Source organism: Coleofasciculus sp. D1-CHI-01, from assembly GCF_040218875.1.
In the GTDB taxonomy this organism is placed as follows: domain Bacteria; phylum Cyanobacteriota; class Cyanobacteriia; order Cyanobacteriales; family Coleofasciculaceae; genus Coleofasciculus.
This window is the reverse complement of record NZ_JAVJQP010000127.1, coordinates 23,586-43,401: the sequence shown is the minus strand read 5'-3', so window position 1 is coordinate 43,401 and position 19,816 is coordinate 23,586. Positions and strand designations below refer to the sequence as shown.

At 45.6% G+C, this 19,816-nt stretch carries 15 protein-coding genes and 1 pseudogene; 7 read left to right on the top strand and 9 right to left on the bottom strand.

What is annotated here, in order from left to right:
• Positions 1 to 109 precede the first annotated feature (109 nt).
• Positions 110 to 2,194, bottom strand: coding sequence for a cation:proton antiporter domain-containing protein (locus RIB93_RS22880; protein ID WP_446375953.1), 2,085 nt, complete (start codon positions 2,192 to 2,194; stop codon positions 110 to 112).
• 218 nt (positions 2,195 to 2,412) lie between these two features.
• Here RIB93_RS22880 and RIB93_RS22875 point away from each other — a divergent pair, with 218 nt between their 5' ends.
• Together RIB93_RS22875 and RIB93_RS22870 are read left to right on the top strand one after the other, a co-directional pair.
• Positions 2,413 to 3,906, top strand: coding sequence for an anthranilate synthase component I (locus tag RIB93_RS22875; protein ID WP_446375951.1), 1,494 nt, complete (start codon positions 2,413 to 2,415; stop codon positions 3,904 to 3,906).
• 336 nt (positions 3,907 to 4,242) lie between these two features.
• Positions 4,243 to 4,731, top strand: coding sequence for a hypothetical protein (locus RIB93_RS22870; protein ID WP_446375949.1), 489 nt, complete (start codon positions 4,243 to 4,245; stop codon positions 4,729 to 4,731).
• A 14-nt stretch (positions 4,732 to 4,745) separates the two neighbouring features.
• Here the strand turns inward: RIB93_RS22870 and RIB93_RS22865 are convergent, their stop codons facing one another.
• Positions 4,746 to 5,720: a carbohydrate kinase family protein gene (locus RIB93_RS22865; protein WP_446375947.1), complete on the bottom strand. Its 975-nt coding sequence runs from the start codon at positions 5,718 to 5,720 to the stop codon at positions 4,746 to 4,748.
• 155 nt (positions 5,721 to 5,875) lie between these two features.
• Between RIB93_RS22865 and pedR the strand changes: the two genes are divergently transcribed.
• From pedR to RIB93_RS22850, 3 genes are all read left to right on the top strand, one after another.
• Positions 5,876 to 6,163 (top strand): photosynthetic electron transport-dependent transcriptional regulator PedR, encoded by a 288-nt coding sequence (gene pedR, locus RIB93_RS22860; protein ID WP_446375945.1) that lies wholly within the window; start codon positions 5,876 to 5,878, stop codon positions 6,161 to 6,163.
• A 217-nt stretch (positions 6,164 to 6,380) separates the two neighbouring features.
• A complete protein-coding gene (locus RIB93_RS22855) occupies positions 6,381 to 6,530 on the top strand; it encodes a hypothetical protein (protein WP_446375943.1) in 150 nt (49 codons plus the stop codon).
• Positions 6,502 to 7,434 carry a M28 family peptidase gene (locus RIB93_RS22850; RefSeq protein ID WP_446375941.1) on the top strand — a complete coding sequence of 311 codons (933 nt, stop codon included), beginning with the start codon at positions 6,502 to 6,504 and terminating at the stop codon, positions 7,432 to 7,434. The genes RIB93_RS22855 and RIB93_RS22850 overlap by 29 nt, the downstream gene beginning before the upstream one ends.
• 6 nt (positions 7,435 to 7,440) lie before the next feature.
• Here RIB93_RS22850 and RIB93_RS22845 read toward each other — a convergent pair whose 3' ends face one another.
• The 3 genes and pseudogenes from RIB93_RS22845 to RIB93_RS22835 all read right to left on the bottom strand — a co-directional run bounded on the left by RIB93_RS22845 (position 7,441) and on the right by RIB93_RS22835 (position 12,834).
• Positions 7,441 to 8,283 carry a hypothetical protein gene (locus RIB93_RS22845; protein WP_446375939.1) on the bottom strand — a complete coding sequence of 281 codons (843 nt, stop codon included), beginning with the start codon at positions 8,281 to 8,283 and terminating at the stop codon, positions 7,441 to 7,443.
• Between the two features lie 184 nt (positions 8,284 to 8,467).
• Positions 8,468 to 9,113: pseudogene (locus RIB93_RS22840) on the bottom strand (DNA adenine methylase).
• 136 nt (positions 9,114 to 9,249) lie between these two features.
• Complete coding sequence (locus RIB93_RS22835) at positions 9,250 to 12,834, bottom strand: two-partner secretion domain-containing protein (RefSeq protein ID WP_446375937.1); 3,585 nt, start codon at positions 12,832 to 12,834, stop codon at positions 9,250 to 9,252.
• Between the two features lie 155 nt (positions 12,835 to 12,989).
• Here RIB93_RS22835 and RIB93_RS22830 point away from each other — a divergent pair, with 155 nt between their 5' ends.
• Positions 12,990 to 14,366 (top strand): DUF3370 domain-containing protein, encoded by a 1,377-nt coding sequence (locus RIB93_RS22830; protein ID WP_446375957.1) that lies wholly within the window; start codon positions 12,990 to 12,992, stop codon positions 14,364 to 14,366.
• Between the two features lie 144 nt (positions 14,367 to 14,510).
• Here RIB93_RS22830 and RIB93_RS22825 read toward each other — a convergent pair whose 3' ends face one another.
• Positions 14,511 to 15,257, bottom strand: a complete 747-nt coding sequence (locus RIB93_RS22825; RefSeq protein WP_446375935.1) for a DUF6920 family protein — start codon at positions 15,255 to 15,257, stop codon at positions 14,511 to 14,513.
• 263 nt (positions 15,258 to 15,520) lie between these two features.
• Here RIB93_RS22825 and RIB93_RS22820 point away from each other — a divergent pair, with 263 nt between their 5' ends.
• Positions 15,521 to 16,420, top strand: a complete 900-nt coding sequence (locus RIB93_RS22820; protein ID WP_446375933.1) for a phosphodiester glycosidase family protein — start codon at positions 15,521 to 15,523, stop codon at positions 16,418 to 16,420.
• Between the two features lie 627 nt (positions 16,421 to 17,047).
• On the opposite strand, the gene RIB93_RS22815 is transcribed toward RIB93_RS22820, so the two are convergent.
• From RIB93_RS22815 to RIB93_RS22805, 3 genes are all read right to left on the bottom strand, one after another.
• Entirely contained in the window at positions 17,048 to 18,628 is a 1,581-nt protein-coding gene (locus RIB93_RS22815) for a BamA/TamA family outer membrane protein (RefSeq protein WP_446375931.1), read from the bottom strand.
• A gap of 128 nt (positions 18,629 to 18,756) precedes the next feature.
• Positions 18,757 to 19,059: a helix-turn-helix domain-containing protein gene (locus tag RIB93_RS22810; RefSeq protein ID WP_446375929.1), complete on the bottom strand. Its 303-nt coding sequence runs from the start codon at positions 19,057 to 19,059 to the stop codon at positions 18,757 to 18,759.
• Positions 19,056 to 19,658 carry a hypothetical protein gene (locus RIB93_RS22805; protein ID WP_446375927.1) on the bottom strand — a complete coding sequence of 201 codons (603 nt, stop codon included), beginning with the start codon at positions 19,656 to 19,658 and terminating at the stop codon, positions 19,056 to 19,058. The genes RIB93_RS22810 and RIB93_RS22805 overlap by 4 nt, the downstream gene beginning before the upstream one ends.
• Positions 19,659 to 19,816: the final 158 nt, after the last annotated feature.

Genomic DNA, 19,816 nt, shown 5'->3' with positions numbered 1-19,816 from the left:
CGGAAGGGGGATCTGAAGGGGGACTTTGATCTACTGTACTTTATTACAGCGCTTTGCGCTGTAAGGGTTTCGGCAATCCAAAAATGCACGCTTTTCATTACCATTGCTCTTAATACGGTTCTCCAAACAACACTAATGAGCAGGTCAGTTCCTTAATCAATTGTGTGGTAATATCGCTCACTCCTAACCCCGCAATAGTACGGCGACGCAAAGAGCGCAAAATGACCATATCCGCTAACTTAGCTACTTTCAAAATCGCCAGCGCCACATCGTCAGCTTTAATCACTTGTACTTCTGATTTTACCTGCCCTCCCGTGACATTCAGCATACTGATATATTCGTCTTCAATCGCCGCCATGTCAGAAGGTGTCGTTTTAGCCGGACAAACGTGCAGTAATTTCACCTCCCCTTGATGGGTATCAGCCAAGAGTTGAGCCAATCTTACCGTGCGGATTGTCTGTGGCGAAAAGTTTTTCGCGGGTACCAAAATTTTACGCAGGTTGACTGGCTCATCTAAGAGTCGCATTACCGCAACTGGACAGTGAGATGCCCAAAATACCCGGTTAATGATCGTACCAAACAAACGTGCCCGCAATCCGGTATTTTTGCGCCAACTCATGACAATTAAACTGGCATCTTGTTCACGGGCGGTGTGAACAATTCCAGAGGCGATGTCATTCTCAATTCGCAGTACAGGTTTTGCATCAGCTTCAAACTCCGAACTAACCGTTAGCGCTTTGTTTAGGAGTCGCCGACTTTGGCGCAGGTTAACCTGCATCTGGGGTTCGTCCATGTAGGTATGGGCTGGAGAAATGGACAGCGGTATAATTTGACCGGATTGATGACGCGCTAGCAGGGCTGCCATTTCCATTAAATACCCCTTGGTTTGACTTTTGCTAACTGGCACGACTATCCTAAACGGAGCTGGCTCTTGTTCCTCTAACCGTTCAAAGCGATGATTTTCCCACCAAAGTTTGGACTGGCTAATTTTCGGGCTGGCTTTCGGTAAAGGGAGTTTCGGGGCGAATTTTCCGGTTAATAGAGGACCCAAAATAGAGGTGATTAGCATCAAGACAATGACGCTGTTAAAGACGGTGTCTGTGATTAACCCTACCTGCAAACCCACTAACGCGGCGGCTAGTGTGGCGGCGACTTGGGGGATAGACAGAGACCACATCACCATCATCTCGTTAAAACTGTAACGATAGAGGACTTTTGTGATCGCGGCGGCGAGGAATTTGCTTCCCAGCAATCCCACGACAATTGCTAGAGTTAGCCAAAAACTGGTGGTGAGGCTTTCGATAAACACAGGAATGTCGAGAAGTAAGCCCATGTCTACAAAGAAAAAGGGGATAAATAAAACACTACCTACAAACTCCACTTTTTCTTTAACGGGTGAGTTTCCCACCACATCATTAACCGCTAAACCTGCCATAAAGGCACCGACAATCTGATCCACCTGAATAATTTCTGCCCCCACCGAAGCCAGAAACACGGCTAGGAGTACGAACAAAAATTGATTCCCCTCATCATCTCCCGTCCGCCGAAAATGTTCCTTCCCCACCCAGTCAAAGCCAAATAAAACGATGGCGGTGTAAATGGCTAATGCCACCAATTGCTGGAACAAACTATACAGAGAAAACTCTCCCGCGTTAATCGAAACGCAAATGGCTAGGACGAGTAGCGCACTAATATCAGTAAAAATTGTCGCGCCAATGGTAACAATCACGGGTTCTTTCTCAACTAAACCCAACCGCTGGACGATAGGATACCCTAATAGGGTATGGGAGGCAAATAAAGAACCCATCAGCAGGGAGGTATTCCAACCAAAACCAAATAATCGCCCAATCATCATACTGACGATGAGTGGTACGATAAAGGTCATCAATCCAAAGACTAAAGAGCGATGTTTTTTCTTGCGAAACTGCACCAAGTCAATTTCTAGCCCAGCCACAAACATCAGATAAATTTTGCCAATATCGGAGAGCAGCTTCATGGTTTCGCTGTCAGCATCCAATAGCTGCAACCCATTGGAACCCAGGATGACTCCTGCCAACAGCAATCCGACTAACCCAGGCAATCCCAGGCGCTCGAACAACGGCGGAATAGTTAAACTGACTAACAGTAGAATGGTAAACGCAACAATGGGACCTTCGGGTAGCCCTGTTTGTAAAAATGTTATCGATTCATTCATCAGCTTTTGGCTAAAAAATTGCCACTATTTTCTCGATGTCTATTCTTCAATTCCCCGATTTTGCTTAAACCTATTGCTTCGGAATTCCTAGGATCTTGAAGACGGATAGGTAGATTCACTCGCTCAGGAAATTGACTAAATTGTTATTGTCTATAAAGGGTTGATGTTATACAAATATTGTAGCCAAAAGCACAGCATCAGGAAAAATTTACCACAGAATGGACGTGAATACCGCGATCGCACCTGAGTTATTTGCCCTCCCCCAATCCTCCCTCAAGCCCATAGAACCTTGGCATTGGCGCAAGCTTCCTCTGGCTAAGCGTAGTGGTTCGCACGTCTTCGAGGCGCTATTTCTCCATCCCAGAGGAGATTCGACTCTGGGAAACAATTTAGCGGCAAATTATCACATTGCTACTCTCCTCGAAAGCCCTGTGACCCCCTATAATACCCATCTGGCTCGATATTCGATTTGTGCAGGTTCTCCTCGCTTTTTTGAGAATCAACTTCAACTATGGACTCCGCCTGTGGGAGACATTCTACCCTTCCTACGCCGCCTGCTTCAGGTGCAAAAGGCAGAATCGCCTGCACCTGCTGAACTTCCCTTTACAGGGGGGTGGTTAGGATGGCTGGGATATGACTTAGCCTGGGAGATTGAGCAACTCCCCCACCTAAACACCGATCCTCTTCCTTTCCCCATCGCCTACTGGTATGAACCCGAATCCTTTGCAGTGCTGGATCATCACCAGCAAATTCTCTGGTTAGCGACGACGGATGCGGCTCAACTGGACTCCCTGCAACGTCAGCTAGAGGAAGCGGATAGGAAGACAGGAATAAAGACTACACCAGAACCGGACAAAAGTAATCCCATTACTCCTATTTTCCACATCTCCCAGCATGATTATATGGCGGCGGTACAGCAAGCGAAACGATATATTCAAGCTGGCGATATCTTCCAGGCGAATTTGTCATTACGGTTTGAAGCGTATACCGCTTTGGATAGTTGGTCAATTTATCGAGCATTGCAACAGATTAATCCTTCTCCCTTTGCCAGTTATTGGCAAACCCCGTGGGGAGCAATGATTAGCTGTTCGCCAGAACGATTGATTCAGTTGTCTGGCACAAAAGTTGAGACTCGACCGATTGCTGGAACGCGGAAACGTGGCGCTAATTCAACTCAAGATGATCAGTTAGCAAAAGAGTTAATTCTGAATAAGAAGGAAAGAGCCGAACATATCATGTTGGTTGACTTAGAGCGCAATGATATCGGCAAAGTTTGTGAATGGGGAACTGTACAAGTGAATGAACTTCTCACTATTGAACGCTACAGCCACGTTATGCATTTGGTTAGCAATATTATGGGAACACTTAGTTCTAAGTGTGACCCGATAGACTTGATTCGAGGTGTATTTCCTGGGGGAACCATTACAGGTTGTCCGAAAGTTCGCTGCATGGAAATTATTGAAGAACTTGAACCAGTAAAACGCAATTTATTTTATGGTTCTTGCGGTTATTTAGATTGGCGGGGAAATCTCGACTTAAATATTTTGATTCGCACATTGCTGTATCGTAAATCGAGCCATTCTCAAGCTGGGGCAACGGTTTGGGGACAAGTGGGTGCTGGCATCGTGGCTGACAGTGATCCACAAAAGGAATGGTATGAATCTCTACAAAAAGCCCAAGCTCAACTCAATGCGCTGAATCTGCAACTGTAGAGGTGTAGAGGAGATGGGGAAGCTGGGGAAGCTGGGGAAGCTGGGGAAGCTGGGGAAGCAATGTAGAGACGTGCCATGGCACGTCTGGGAGCTGGGGGAGCTAGAGGAGCCAACAAATGACAAATGACAAATGACGAATATTGTCAATCCGCCAAATAGCTGAAAAAAGTTACGAGAAATGGCTGAGGCAGTCACATCCGGATGCCGAAGACAATTATAGATAACTTTCTTAACAAATTGAAAATTAGCATCAGGGTTTTCTTTTTTCAGAGCTATATCACTCCTATAAAGTGTGTCTGCTGTCCCCATCAATTGCTTCCTTACCTACTTAAAAAAATGACAACTGAAGGAAAAGTTTTCGCCATTCTTTTGATGCAATTTAGTCTTCCTCCTGTGCCAGCCATGAAAGCAGTGGACGCTTGGCTGAAACAGCATCCTCAGGAAAATTGGGACACATTGAAAGACTTACTACAACAGAAAAAAATAACCATGGTTAACGGGAAGCTGACCATGATCACTCAACAGAGTGTTACCAATTCCGGTAACGGTGTTGCCCGAAATCAAGGGGGTCAGCTACGACAACCTCAGCCATCATCGGTGAAAACATTTCGATTTCGTGGGGTCACGTATCATAAAGTTGAAATGCCTCCAATTCAGCACTTTACGATGATTGATCCAACCGTTCCACCGGAGGTTTCCCCACCCAACTCTAATGATGATATACCCGCCTGTGATCCTCAAGTCGTGAACTTTCATGAATATGCAGAACGCAAGAAGCGATCGCAGGAAAATCCGGTGACAGAGCGATCGCAAAAACACGGTTGATCTGAGGGAAACCGTTATCCGTTTTCTTTGAGAAACGCTTCCACCTCAGCTAGGGTGGGTTGAGCCGCGATCGCACCCGGTTTGAGTGTCGTTAATCCACCCACAGCACTGGCGTATTTGACCACATCTCGTGCTGACTCTGGCGTCGCTAGACATTTAAGCCCATTCTGACAAAGTTGGTGAATAAAGCCCGCGACAAAACCATCACCCGCCCCTGTGGTATCTTGCACATTCATAGTAAAGGGTGAGAAGGTGTCCTCCTGTTCACCGAGACAGTAGGTTATATCTTGATCTCCATTCGTCACCAAAACTCCTTCAACTGAATCTAGACGATGGGTAATCGCCCCTGCATCCGAGGTATCAAAGAATAACTCCCCTTCTTCTTTGGCTATTTTGAGAAAATCGATTTGCTTGACAAATTCTTTAATCAGTGGTTTAGCTTCACTGGGATCTGACCAAAACATCGGACGCCAGTTAATATCCACTAAAACTTTGACATCGTAGCGATTGGCAAGATTCAAGGCTTTGTAAATCGCTTGTCGGGTTTGGGGATAGGCTAACTCCAGGGTACCCAAAACTAAATAATCAGCTCCCTCAAATAAGGATTCGGGTAACTTAGACGCATCAAGGAAAGCGTCAGCAAATTGGGAGGTGTCAAAATCACCAAATCCAGCAAATTCGCGATCGCCCTTTTCTGAGCGCAGGACGTAAACCTGTCGGGTTGGTGCGGTAGGATGGCGTTGGACACCACTATGATCCACACCCACATCCTTTAACAATTGCACAAGTTGGTTTCCTGGTTCATCGACTCCCACCGATCCGATAAACCCCGCCGGAGTTCCCAACTTAACCAATGCACAAGCCACATTCGCTGGCGCTCCCCCAGGATAAGCTGTCCAGGATTCAACTTGTTCCAGGGATCGCCCCACCTGATTAGCTAGGCGATCGAATAAAACTTCACCGAGGCAGAGAACACGAGGATTAGTCACGGCAATATACACCTCAACTTTTCCCTCAGACTACCAGAGCGTTAACCTTTGGTTAAAAATAATCTCTCAAACCAGGATGAGTTATGGCGTGTAGGTATCCCATAGTTCGTTAGAATTAAAAAGGCATAAGTAGATTTACCAAGGGCAAAATACCTATGGCTGGTGGCAAGTCAGATAAGTCGGTTTCTCTCTCAGACCGAGAATTACAAATTGTAGACCTGGTCGCCACTGGTTTAACCAATCAGGAGATTGCCCAGGACTTGGAAATCAGTAAGCGCACTGTCGATAACCATATTAGTAATATTTTGCAGAAAACCCATACCGATAATCGAGTCGCACTGGTGCGTTGGGCGTTGCAGTGGGGTAAAGTTTGTTTGAATGATATTAACTGTTGTACCTTACCTCCCAAGCCCAATACCAATAACGATGAGGTGGTTTCATAGAACAGAGAGCCGGGGGAGCCATCACGAGACGCGCCATGACCCATTGTGTAGGGGCGGGTTTCACCATTAACGGGAAGGTTTTCACCCAGATGTCACTAAACCCGCCCTGTCTAAATTATGTTGTATTCCCTGTTCCCTGTTCCCTGTTCCCTGTTTCCTGTGACACACCGAGCGAAGTCGAGGTGTTCCCTGTTCCCTGACAAATGACAAATGACAAATGACAAATGCTATTGAGCAAACCCTGGTGGAAAATTCCCCTCCTGAATCGCTCCGGAGCCATCCGACTCGCTATACTGAGTCTAATCCTAGTAATCGTCCTACTTGGCGCATGGTTCCTCATGATCCGAATGCCTGGAGAAAGTTATAACGGTGAACTCCCACCGCTAACTCAAAACGAAATTGTCTTGCAAACTGCGCTTCAGCAAGATGTGGAAAAATTGGCGGGTGAAATTGGACGACGCAACTATTTGTATTATGACGGTTTAATTGCGGCGACTGATTTTTTGGAACGAGAATTATCACAAGCCGGGTATAAAGTCAAGCGACAGGGATACGAGATTGATAATCAAACGTATTACAATCTTGAAGTCGAAATTCTTGGTACTGAAAAACCCCAGGAAATTGTTGTCATTGGCGGTCACTACGATTCAGTCTATACCAGTCCAGCGGCGAATGATAACGGTACGGGCGCAGCCGCAACCTTAGAATTAGCGCGTTTATTTGCCGGAAAAAAGCCGGCTAGAACGCTGCGGTTTGTGGAGTTTGTGAATGAGGAACCGCCATTTTTCCAGACAGATGATATGGGGAGTCTAGTTTATGCTAAACAATGCCGCGATCGCAATGAGAATATTGTGGCGATGCTGAGTTTAGAAACCATGGGTTATTATTCCGATAAAATTGGTTCTCAGCAATATCCATTTCCCTTAGACCGAATTTATCCCTTACAAGGAAATTTTATTGGGTTTATTGGTAATTTAGGGTCAAGAAAGCTCGTTAATAACGTCGTTGAATTCTTCCGCCGCCATGCAAAATTTCCCTCTGAAGGTGCGACATTACCTAATCTAATTCCCGGTGTGGGTTGGTCAGATCAATGGGCATTTTGGCAGCAGGGTTATCCCGGTGTAATGGTTACGGATACAGCCCCCTTTCGCTATCCCTACTATCATACTGACGAAGATACACCTGATAAAGTAGACTATGAACGATTAGCGCGAGTTGTTGCTGGGTTGGAGCAAGTTATTGCTGAGTTAGCAGGAAATAAAGTTAGATAACAAAATTCAAGGGTTATAGCAGATAAACTCAGGAAGACGGTTCTGAATCGCATTCCATTCTCTGGCTAGATTCGTTTCCCCCGGACGAATTTTGCGTTCCTTGAGTTCAGGATGACGGGCATAGAAAACGGCATCAGCAACTTCATTCGGATCATAATTAACCACATCATATCCATCCGACTCAGGCGGTTGTTCACAGTCTCGTGGCGTCCACCTAATTTTATCCGCGATCGCACGACGAATCGCTACCCATTCCTGTTGTAATTGAGTTTGGGAAGGTTGAATTTTCTCACCTTGCATTTGAGGGTAAAGGCGATAGAAGAAAAAATCTGTCCAAGCGTTAACGGCGGAGGAAGGTGCTTCGGCTAAGAGTCTTCTGCATTCATAAAGAATTTGTTGAAAATCAATATTCGATTGAATGTTTTCTAAAGGTATTTTTTTGTAGTTGTTTAGATTGATGTTTTCGTTCTCATCAAATTCCCATGATTCACGGACAGAGTTAACAATTGGTTTGGCTGACGCAGCATCAGTGACGAAGTTGCCATTTGCTGTGCCTCGCCAACAATAACTCAATGCAGTTCTATACTTATAGGCATAACCAACGACTAGGTTGCCTCTTTTTTCCAAAATCAGATAATTTTGGTCATCGGAAATGTTTCGGAAAAAATGAAAGCCGCTTGGTAATGCGTCAAGATTAACGCCTCCTCCTGATTGAGCCAACAGATCGCCTCCAGATTGAGCCACCCCAGGTTGAGGCTGGAAACCTTGGCTACTCGATTTGGCGGGCGCGATCGCAGTCGTTAGACTCAGGACAACAATAGAAAGTTGGGTGATTGTGTGGGTGTTCATGTCTTAGCAACCCCCATTACTGGACAAGAATTTCACTTCTACCTTATATTCTACTAGGCTTTTTCTCAAGTTTAAGCTAAGTTGGCTACGTTACTTGGGTTTTCCGCTTAAGTTGACACGGGCGCACGGGGCTTGCGCCCCTACAATTCTAATCAACTAAATAAGGTGTGCCACACCACTATATTTAATAATTCCTGATTAACAATTCATTAATCTGCCCTCGCCTAGTTGCTTTACTATTAATAGTGCGTTGTGCCTTTACTCGTTTTATCTGATACTCTGCATAAGCAACGTCAAAAAAATCATCCTCTAAGTCTTCATTTTTGGGGTCAGAGTTACTCAAAAGTAACTTGGCTCCTTTCTGATCAAGCACTCGAAAAAAATCTCGTAATCTTAATTGTGACGAATCATCGAAAATTTCTTGAGAATAGGACGTAAAATTAGCGGTTTTGCTTAGAGGTCTATAGGGAGGATCGAAATAAACTAGAGAGCGATTATTAACAAAAACTTCAAACTCGGTAAAATCTCCATAATGAATCTGAGTATTTTGCAGAATTTGAGCCACTGCTCTCAGGTTATCTGCCCGACAAATTTTTGGCTTTTTATATTGTCTTATATACCAGGATAAGTTCACGATTAATATCACAAATAAAAAACTCTTCGATTTTGCCCAACTGAGCAATATACAGAAATACAGAACCACCACCGACAAAAGGTTCAATATATCGATTAATTTTTCCTTGCTCTAATTCCTCAGGCAAGCTTTTATCAATTTCCTTAATCAGTTGGCTTTTTCCACCCGCCCATTTTAGAAATGGTCTGACTTGCATGATATTTGGCATTAACTATAGAGATAATCTATAAATGATGGCTAATAGGGGAATCTGTCTCATTGTATACCAACAGCGGGTTTTGTTGACATCTAAATCAATGTTCTTTTCTCGAAAAGCCTAAACTAGGGAATACCTACAACTTTCCGCAGCTATTTACTTCTGGCATAGTGGAGAGTGTAGCTGTGGGGGATTGCGCGGTAAGAATTATCGTTCCATCGGGCATTTTTACCCATCCTTGTGCCTCGATAATTGGCTTGGGTTGAACAGGAGTTGATGTCACAGGTTCTGGTTTGGGTTGAACATCAGTCTCACCATCCAACGTTACCCAATTACTAACCATTACATCATCACTGAGGAAATCTAACGGACTGGCTGGGATACCGCCGCGACCTGTTATCGTGAAGCTACTGGCTAATGCTGCACCTCCAGCATGACAGGAACGGTCAATTAGTTTCTCTGCATCCACTAACCCAGTGGGTAATTGAATTAAGCCTTGATTGGGGTCAATTGGGTTCAATAATTCCAGGTTATAGTCACCATCAATACCGAATTGGGAACTGGCAGTAATATCACTCAAGGATGTCATATTCTCCCGAAATTCTAACCCAAAGATACGCTGAGTGGTGATATCAATTCTCCCGCCTCGTCCCTCAAACGCATTCGCGGTAATATCACTATTTTCCGTAGGAATACCTGTGACGAAACCCGCATCAATGGTAATATTTCCGCCATCGCCACCCGCGCCAGCTTGTCCGGCGGTGGTGGAAATCGTACTATTACGGCGTAGGAGTAATAAGTTATCAACTTGTAGGCGAATATTACCCCCATCTCCGGATTCACTTTGGGTAATCAGTTCTCCTTGCTGGTTGAGTTGAATCGAATTGGCTTCAATTTCAATATCCCCAGCTTTCCCGCTTCCTTGGCGACTGCTGGCTGTGATTTGAGCGCGATCGCTTACAATAAGTTGTCGCGTTTGTATACTTAAATTACCTGCATCTTGCTCTCCACTGGTTTCACTGGTGATTTTACTTGTTAATTGGGGGTTATCAATCGCCGTTCCTCTCACTTCTACTGTTTCATAGGCATTAATATCCAAAAGTCCCCCTTGACCTTCACCAGTGGTTCGCACCGATACTTCTGCACCATCGCGAACAATTAACTTACCTGTATCAATGGTTATTGTCCCTGCGGTTCCCGTTCCTCGGGTTTCCGTACTAATCTGACTGGGTAAAATTTCTGTAAATTTAGTGCCAGGAATAGTACCAATCACCTCCACAGATTCAGAGGCATTAATGTCCAAGATTCCCCCTTGACCTTCTCCCAAGGTTGAAGCTAAGATTTTTCCCCCATCTCGGACAATTAATCGACCTGTATTAATTCGAGTTTGTCCAGCTATTCCCGTTCCCGCACTAAACGTCCCTAACCAACTGTACTGTATGCCATCCAGAGTAGTTCCAGCAGGGATAGAACCACTAACTTCCACTGAATCGGAAGCATTAACATCCAAGATTCCTCCTTGACCTTCTCCAACCGTAGATGCATCGACTCGTCCCCCATCTCGGATCATTAATTGGTCAGTATTAATGGTTAAATTGCCTGCCTCGCCAGCACCTAATGTAGTAGTAATTATCTGACTGGGATTGAAAAAATAAACCGTTTCACCATCAACTTTTTCAGATTTAAGGATTGCGCCACTGACTTCCACAGACTCAGCCGCATTTATCGTTAAATCTCCTGCAGGTTGGTCGCCAAAAATTTCTGCCTGAATTAAAGAACCATTACGAACAATCAGCCTATTCGTTTCAACCCAAATATTACCGGATTTTCCAGTGTCACTATTATCTATGGCTAGTCCGCTACTTGTCGATAAACTACTCCCATTATCGAGAATGACAGAATCGGTCGTTTTTACGGTGATATTGCCGCTATCTCTCCCTTGTAAAATCGGAGACCCACTATCTATTATATTGAAAGAGATAGTATTAAAACTAGAGTCGTTTTCTAATGAAAGGGATTGGGCTGTAATAGTAATATTTCCCCCATCACCCTGAACCAAAGGACCCGTGTTAATACTACTGTTTTCTAAGAAATTTACTTGACCCTCAGCTTTGACAATAACGTCACCGCCATTTCCCAGCCGTGTGGCTGTCAAAATATCACTTTCTCTAGAAAAGCTAACATTGCCATCTGCTTGCACGATCACAGTACCACCATTTCCTACACCCTCAGCCTCGGCAAAGATACCACTACTGGTAAAGATATCACTATTATCGGAAAAGCTGATCGTTTCACTGGCTTGCACCGTAACATTACCGCCATTGCCAATACCATTAGCATTTGCCAAGATATCACTATTGTCTGCAAAACGGATAGTCTTGGCACTGATAACAATATTTCCGGCATCTCCCGTAGATGCATGATCAGTCGTAGCATTAATCTCAGTATCAGTAATTTGAACCAATTCATTGGCACTAATCCTGACATCACCCGCGTCTCCCAACCCTAAACTTAGTGAACCAATCACGACACCTGATGAAGCAGTAAATGCATCACTTTTGATGAAAACGTCGCCGGAATTTCCAGAAGCATTAGTCCGGGTTACAGCGAGAACAAATGCTCCAGAGGTAGCAGAAAAGGAGTTTGTGTTAATCTCAATATTCCCTCCCTGTCCTGAACTCTCTTCAAAAACTGAATTGCTAACACCACTCCCTGAGCCATTTAAATCCACACTTGCGTTAGCATTAATAATAATATTTCCAGCATTGTCCTTGCCTGATGTACCTGCGACTAACTGCCCGCCATTCGTGACTTTAAAGGTATTAGCATTAACAATAATATTGCCGCCCCCAGTTCCCTGGACAATTACAAGGGCATTATCAGCTAAACTGACATCAGATAATAAACTATCCGGTGCAAAATTCAGGCTCAACGTATCATGATCAACCTGTAATCTTACTTCTCCTGATTCAGCTAAACCTCCTAACTCAATCCGACCCCCAAAAACATCTAAGCGACCCCCCGCTTCTATCCTGACATCACCACCAATCAGCAATAAACTCTTGCCATCTAACACCTGAAGTCCCGGTTCCAATAATTCTCCATTGATAAATCCCCCTAAAACGGGAATTGTAGAAGTGGAACGGTTAACAATTTCGGCTGAGTTCGAGAGTTTGTTAAAAAAGAGAACATTCGGATTGATAGTGAGTAACTGACTTGTTTCCGGTTGTGAGGCGCTAAATTGTCCCTGATTATTCCAGCCAATCCCATTCGCTGTAGTAGCGACAAATGAACCCCCCACATCTAGCTTGGCATTAGATCCAAAGATAATGCCGTTGGGGTTGATTAAAAATAAATTAGGAGTAGAGTCACCAAAGGTTCCCAGCGTACCGAGAATATAAGACGGATTTTTGTCAGTGACTCGTGTTAAGATATTCTGGATATTAGCGGGACTAAAAAAATAGGCTCCTCGGTCAACATCAATATTAAATTCCCCAAAACTGTGAAAGAGATTAATTCCTCGAATAGCACCGCCTTGAATGATATCAATCTGTCCAAAGGGAGTAACAATGGAACCTTCTACCCCCAATGTGTCATCTGGTGTAATCTGAGCAAGGGTGGGATCAGGGAAAGAGGCGATCGCACTCAACATCCCGAAACCCCCAATTAACCACCAGCACCAGGATTGGCGGATTATAGCTGCTGCACTTTTGCTAGTCATGTCTCGGCTTTTTCACTCTCGGTAAAAATCTGTGTTTGCGATCGCCCATTGCGATACTCTGCGATACTCTATTATTTGGCGGTGATCAAAATAATGAAGTATACTTATTCTTTTTGTTCCCCATTCCCTATTCCCGAACAGTCGTTATCCCTTATATGTTCGCATTTTTATCTATTTTACCCCTCGCCCAAGTTACACCTACACCCCCACCCCAAGTGGAAATTATCCAACCGCAAGATGTGCGTCCGTTACCGGGACAATTGGATCAGGTTCCTGTTTTCAATAGCAATAGTCCGGAACTGGTGCAAACCGAGGGAATTTTACTCTCGACGTTTCCTGGACACAACAAAGCCACTCCTAGCGCCCACTTAAACTTTCCCTTTCAGGGGCGTTTTGATATCTTTGCCCATCATGTGGCTAAAGCGCCAACACCGGATGATTTACGGACGCTATATTTGGGACTACTTGTCCATAATCCGAGTACAGAATCGGTTACGGTTGATATTTTGCAAGCGGCTAGTTATTTAAGTCAACCCGATGCACCGTTTATCCAGTTACCCTCTCAAGTTGAGAATCCCCAAGGTACAGTATATGCGGGTCCCGGTAGTCGAGTGATGAGTGATATATTGAGAGGATATCGCCAAGCCGAGTTTCCGCCGCAAGTGGTGATTCCGCCGCAACAAAGCCGCCTGTTACTCAATTTACCGATTCCGGTTAAATCATTGGAACCGCCGATTAATGGGCGTTCTACGTTAATGCGGTTACGCAGTGATGGACAAGTTTATCTAGCTAGTCTCGCCCGTTATGCACCCACCGATGAGGCGGGAAATGAACGCGCCCCCACCCTGGTAGAATGGCAACAGCTATTGGATACAGGGGAATTAGCTGGACCACGCGATCGCGCCCCTACTCCACCAGACTCAACTACGGGTAAAATCATCTATGGGCGGGTTGCAGGTGTGGCTCAAGGATCACAGTGGCAAACTCAGTTAACTGATAGTCCGAGTTCCCAGGTTTTGACGATTCCTGAACCAGGAGACGCCTTTTCTTATGGATTGAGTACCTTAGCAGGTGGACGCTTAGGTACTGATCAAAGTCAGAGTGCGCGGATGCTGGTACGTTATCACGATACGGCTTATTTTGCCCATGGAAACTATGGCGTGCAATATAGTTTAACTTTACCCTTAGTCAATCCAACTCAGGAGACGAAAACAGTTACCGTATCCTTACAAACGCCTCTAAAACAAGAGCAAATTCAGCAGGGATTACGCTTTCTGGAACCTCCAGCAAACCAAGTCTTTTTCCGAGGAACGGTGCGATTACGCTATAACGATGATGCCAGATTACCTCGAACCGGGTATTGGCATTTAGTCCAACGGCGGGGACAAGAAGGGGAACCTTTAGTGACGCTGAACATGCCACCATCAAGTCAAAGATTAGTGCAATTCGATTTTTTGTATCCACCAGATGCAACGCCACCGCAAGTTTTGACAGTAGAAACGTTGCGTGATTCAGTAAGTGGGGACAATTAAAGTTGTTATTTGTCTTGTGTCTTATGCTCCCGATTTTGAGAGTTGGACAACCACCACTCGATTTGCCATACCAACAGATGAGTTAATTGAGGTTCTTCAGGTAGAATTGTTAATTCATGCAAGCGGGTCGCCCCGACAAGGAATTTAACGATAAATTGCCTGATCAATAGTTGCTCTAAAAAATGCCCATTCTGACTCAAAATGCTCACTACCAAAGCGCCATCCAACTAACAAGCGAGTGGGGATAGTATAGCCGCCAAAGGTTCCTTCTTCTTCCACCAAGCCGCCGAAGTTTGCATAATGAAACTCACCACCTTCAGGATTACCCCAACGCTTCAGCTTGACACTCTCCAACCGCCCCTGATTATCAACCGTGAGGATCAGGTTGCTACTCTCGCCAAACCGGGTTAAACTAGCATGGGCATGAACTGCATCCGGTGTCGTCCACGATACATCACGTTGGCACAGAACAGACGGTAACCAGACAAGTTCTGCCAGCATTCGACCCACAGTTGATCGCGTAATATCGGTTCCCGTTGCTGTCATCACTGGAAACAGCCCAAACAACTTCCACCGCATCCCGCCAACACCATCCACAAGCCGATCTGAACCCCAAATCGGTAAGCCATTCATCCGTACCGCCGCCCGCCAAATAAAACCCCGACGCCAAGAGATGACTTGTTCTGCGGTGAAAGGAAGCCAACCCCGTAGTTTAATTTCGCCATGCATCCGCAGTCGCACCCCAGAGGCTAACTTTGTTCCTGGCGCGATCGCATGGTTCAGATAGCGTTGTACCGTATCAGGATACCCTACCAACTGATCCGGTTGAAATATCTGTTCGCTGGGTGGCGTTGACTCCCACAACTCGTTTAGGCAAACCGCTTGACTCATCACTACCTCCAACCCTGATTCTTAAAAACAATTGTCCGGATTAAATCGTTATAATCCAGTATTTATTATTAGTGAAGCTAACCCATTCATCAGGTTGCTATAGGAAGATACAAATCTGTTCTCAGACTACACAAACCTTCCCTCTTTCGTAATCAGCATTCTCCAATCACGAATCATCAATTACCAGGTTGCAATTCACCTAGTCATAAACCTAGCCAATCCATTTGGCGTTTATAACTGCTAGTCCTATTCAAATTGTACCGATGTCACGTCAACATTTATCCAGTCCTCAGCGAAAATTCACTCGACGTTCATTTCTAGTCCTAGGTGGTGCGGCTTTAGCCCAAGGGTTGGGACTTGTTTCCCCAGTCGCCGCCGAGTCTGTCAGTCTTCGCCGTAGTACGATTCTCGGTGTTCCTCTCTATCAAACCCATATTGATTTGACGAACCCCGATACGTTTATCGCCATTGGTTTAGCTAATAATTCCACGTTGGGAAATCATCAAGGGACAATTGGTGAAGAATCCTTTAATCGTATGGTTCGCCGCTATCATGCGGCTGTCGTGGCGAGTGGCACATTTTTTAGTAGCAAAGATCCAAAACGGCTGATGGGAAATATGGTCTCCGCTGGAAGCTTTCTCAAATACAGTCCCTGGGAAAATTATGGGACGACGCTGGGATTACGGGTCGGAAACCAACCGGAATTAGTGACAGCGCGAGTGGATGGAAAACCAGACTGGGAGGAACATTGGTTTTCGATTACTGGGGGTCCCAGATTGCTGAGGAACGGGAAAGTTTGGTTAGCGCCGCGCAGTGAAGGATTTACTGATCCGCGTGTTATGGGTGTGGCACATCGCTGTGCGATCGGGTTTCCCGCTAGTGGGAAAAAATTGGTCTTAGTCACGTTTCTAGAACCGTTACCTCTATGGCGAGAAGCGAAGGTAATGCGGGCAATTGGGTGTAGTGAGGCGATGAATTTAGATGGTGGAAGATCTAGCGCATTATACCACAGAGGGAGGATTTTTGTAAATCCCAAACGGACGCTGACGAACGCAATTGTTGTGTATGACTCTCATCATCCAGCACCGAAATTCTTACGTGAAACTTGGCAGAAGTTTCAACAAGGAGAACGACCTGTTGTGCCGCAGTTATTCAGAGTTTGAATGATTTATTATATCATTTTAAAAAGAGCGATCGCCTGTTCAGATCCCTGTAGGGGCGACCCGCTTGCATAAATTAACACCACCAGTCCATTTAATTTGATCGGGTCGCCCTCTCCTCCAACCTTTGGGTTAAAACGTGTTTATGTGAGAATGTTTGCCAATAACTATTTGAAAGACCAGGGATTTTTACTTATGTTAATGCCATTTGGTTCTGATTTCTCAAAACTAAATGGCATCTATAAAATTAATTTAGATTAGATAGTATAATGGCAACTGTCAATGGTAGAAAATTAATATGAAACGAATCCTAGCAATAGTTCTTTTGAGTGCAGCCGTTGTTAGCGTTAATGACCAACCGCATCTCCCGCTGAAAATCCTCCCGGTTCAAGCGCAAACGACAAACGGGGTTACTTACACAGAACCAAATTTGTTCTCTGTGCAATATCCCGGAAACTGGCTGGTTCAAAAAAATGTTAGTAAAGGGCGACCCGATTCAATTGAGTGGATACAGTTGTTGATTTGTGCAGGCGGGTCGCCCCTACATGAGAATTAAAGGTAAGATATTTCTATTTTTGACTGTTACGAATACATGAATACATGAATACATGAATGCATGAAGACATGATTTCAAAACCGTTCCCCTACGCCAAAATGCACCTGAGAATCTCCCTGATCATTTAAGCCAAAATCAACCTGTACTGGACCAAAGGGCGATCGCACTCTCACCCCAACCCCATAACCCAATCCACTCCCTGGCTTATCTCGCACCTCTCCCGGTTCCCCAGTAACCGTATCCCCTGAACCTAAATCTGTGGCATAATCAGCAAATATCCGACCCCCTAACCAAGTAAACACTGGAAACCGATATTCCGCCGTGGCTTGCAGGTAAGACCGACCTGCACCCACCTCCCCACTCTGATAGCCGCGCACGGAACTCCCCCCGCCGAGGCTAAAGGCTTCATAAGCAGGTAAATCGCCAATCACGGTTCCCCCCTGAAGATTAAACACCAAGGTTTGATCGCCAGAGGTGAACCCAAATAACTCCATCGGCACATACTGGGTATAACTTCCATTCACCCGGTTAAAAATAATATCGGCTTCACCCACAGGAACCGACTGATCCATCCCGACTCTGACATTAGATCCTTGGCTGGGATAATCGGTATCATCGCGATTATCTTGCACCGCTGATAGATTCACCGTCAATAAATCATCTTGACCGCGATCGCTTAAACTCAACGGATTGCCAAATTCATCCACTGGTTGCACCTGATCGGTAAACGCCTGATCCCGAATCGACACCCGCTGATAAGATACTCCTACTCCAGCCTGCCAATTCCCTCCCAGAGGACGAAACACTTCCCCGCTTCCCCCCAAACGATGCACCCAGGGCGTTTCCCCATTCGGCAAATCCACCTCGCGATCGCCGCCAATAAACACCTCCGAGGGAGAACGCTGATTAAACACTGCCAAACTGTACCCTGTCCGCAACGGATCACCCGCAATCCACGGATCAGTAAAACTCACCTCAAATCCTAGGGTATCTTCGCCCCCTTCCAGTTCTAGCGCCAAGTTCTGATTATTCCCGCCCAGATTCTCCTCCTCTAACCGCAACACCCCATAAATCCCTTTTGCCCGACTTGAACTGGGAAAAGCCGTGACATTAAAGGATGAATCCTCTACCACATTCACAATCATGACAATTTGATTGGGTTGATTGGTCTGTTGGAGACTGAGGGTAGCATCCTCGACACTATCTAACTCCGTTACTCGTTCTAACCCCTGCTGGGCGACATCCGGGCGATACACGTCTCCGGGTTGCAGGTCAAATTCTCGCGTAATGATATAAGGACGAGTGTTTCCGGGAGTGGGTTGACCGTCTTGATCAACAAAGCGAACTTGGATATCCGCGATCGCAATAGATCTCCTGGAAGGAATAGGATTACGCCTTGGTGATTGAGGACGTTGAGGCACATCGGGGAGAGTCGTCTGCTTTTGGAAGGGTTGCGATCGCCTCTGGCGGTACGTGGGGTTTAATCCCGCTTCGATGGGCATCCCCTGATTATCCACAAACGGACTATACTCAACTGGCGAAACTGCATCTATTTCCTGTCCCCGAATCGATGCAGCCGCCAATAATTCTGCACCTACCCCAGCCAATACTAGGGGAAGAATAAACCACTTGCGCCACCGTCGGTAGAATCCCATCAGCCACCTTACCCGCTACGTGCCAGTTTCGCTTTTACAACCGATGTTATCAGTATATTTCCCATCGGGGAAGGTAGAGATATTCCGGCGGAATATCTCTACAATAATATTACGCTTTGTTGAAATTCCTAGAAATTCCCAAAACCCGGACAAAGCACATTCAAAAGTTCAGGCGGAATCTCCTCATAATGTTCCAGCACAAAGTCCACAACAGCGAGATGGCGCAAATCTCTAGGTTGAGGACGGCGGTAATTGCCACCTCTTCTAAACCAACTATCAACAGTAGACATGGAACGGGAACAGATAAAAGCCATCGTTTCATGATTCACCAGCCATTTCGCATAAAACTGTTGCGGCGTCATTCCCAGTTGACAGTAGCCGTAGAGGTCAATTAAAGCCTGTTCGCGTTCAGTAATAGGACGGGGTTTCATCGGCTTTCCTCCCAAGGTTCCAGGTCATCTTCCCAAGCCGTATCAGCCACCGTCCACCGGGAACTGGGGGAACATTTGTCCAGCCAAATCAGATAACACCATGTCCAACCACAGTGATGAGACGCAAAGCCGTAGAATCTGCCGATCGCAGTTCCCCAGTCTGGAGATGTTGGCGGATTGGGGAGTTTCGGGTTGAGGCTGTCTGCGCGATCGCGAATCCATTGCAGCTTATCCCCATAGAGGAATCTCGGCGGCTTGACGTGAGGGAAACTGGTGGGGAGTTCAACGGCTGAGAATCGCTTGTGACTAAAGCTGATGGGCAAGTCGCAGCCGCCATAACCCATAGTTTTAAGGTAGCCGGATACAATTTTGCCATTAAGAGTCGCGGTTAACTCTCGGATCAGGATCGCAGCGAGGCTTTCCAGTTCCGATTGGCTTACATTCATCCCGACTGCATCAAACTCAGTGTTACAGAGGGTTTGCAGGCGAGAGAGGAGAGAGGCGATCGCAAAATCATCCAAGGCTTGCTGATAACCCCTCTGGTTGGTGGATGGGCGAATTAAGTCGCGATCGCACGTACTTTTTGAGAAATTTGGCATAGGATTGAAATTGCTCCTATTGATGGGAGTCAATGCCAGACCCGGTGCCGTCCAAAGCTGTGGGGCTGGCATTGTTTTTATTTAAATACGTATATTCTAAGCTCTTTTCAATCAATATACCAGTTAATACGTATAAACAAACATAAAACAAATACCCC